This is a genomic window from Streptomyces achromogenes subsp. achromogenes (assembly GCF_000720835.1).
Lineage (GTDB): Bacteria > Actinomycetota > Actinomycetes > Streptomycetales > Streptomycetaceae > Streptomyces > Streptomyces achromogenes.
The window spans coordinates 1-205 of record NZ_JODT01000156.1 but is presented as its reverse complement, the minus strand read 5'-3'; the positions used below and the strand labels follow the sequence as shown (position 1 = coordinate 205).

At 64.4% G+C, this 205-nt stretch carries 1 protein-coding gene; it reads right to left on the bottom strand.

Going from position 1 to position 205, the window contains the following annotated elements; genetic code table 11:
- The coding region (locus IH25_RS38365; protein ID WP_037656594.1) for an RHS repeat-associated core domain-containing protein at positions 1-205 on the bottom strand (205 nt) is incomplete at both ends.

Here is a 205-nt window from a genome sequence, read left to right as displayed (position 1 = left end):
CGGGCTGTTTCGGGGTCGTAGTGGCGGAAGTAGTTGTAGTGGAGGCCGGTTTCGGGGTCGTAGTACTGGCCTGGGAAGCGTAGGGGGGTGTAGGTGGTGCTGTTTGTCGACCAGGCCGTTGTGCCCCAGAGGGTGCTTCGGGTGTGCCAGGCGATGTCGCCCTGTTCGTCCAGCAGTTCGGTCGGGGTGCCGACGAGGTCGGTGA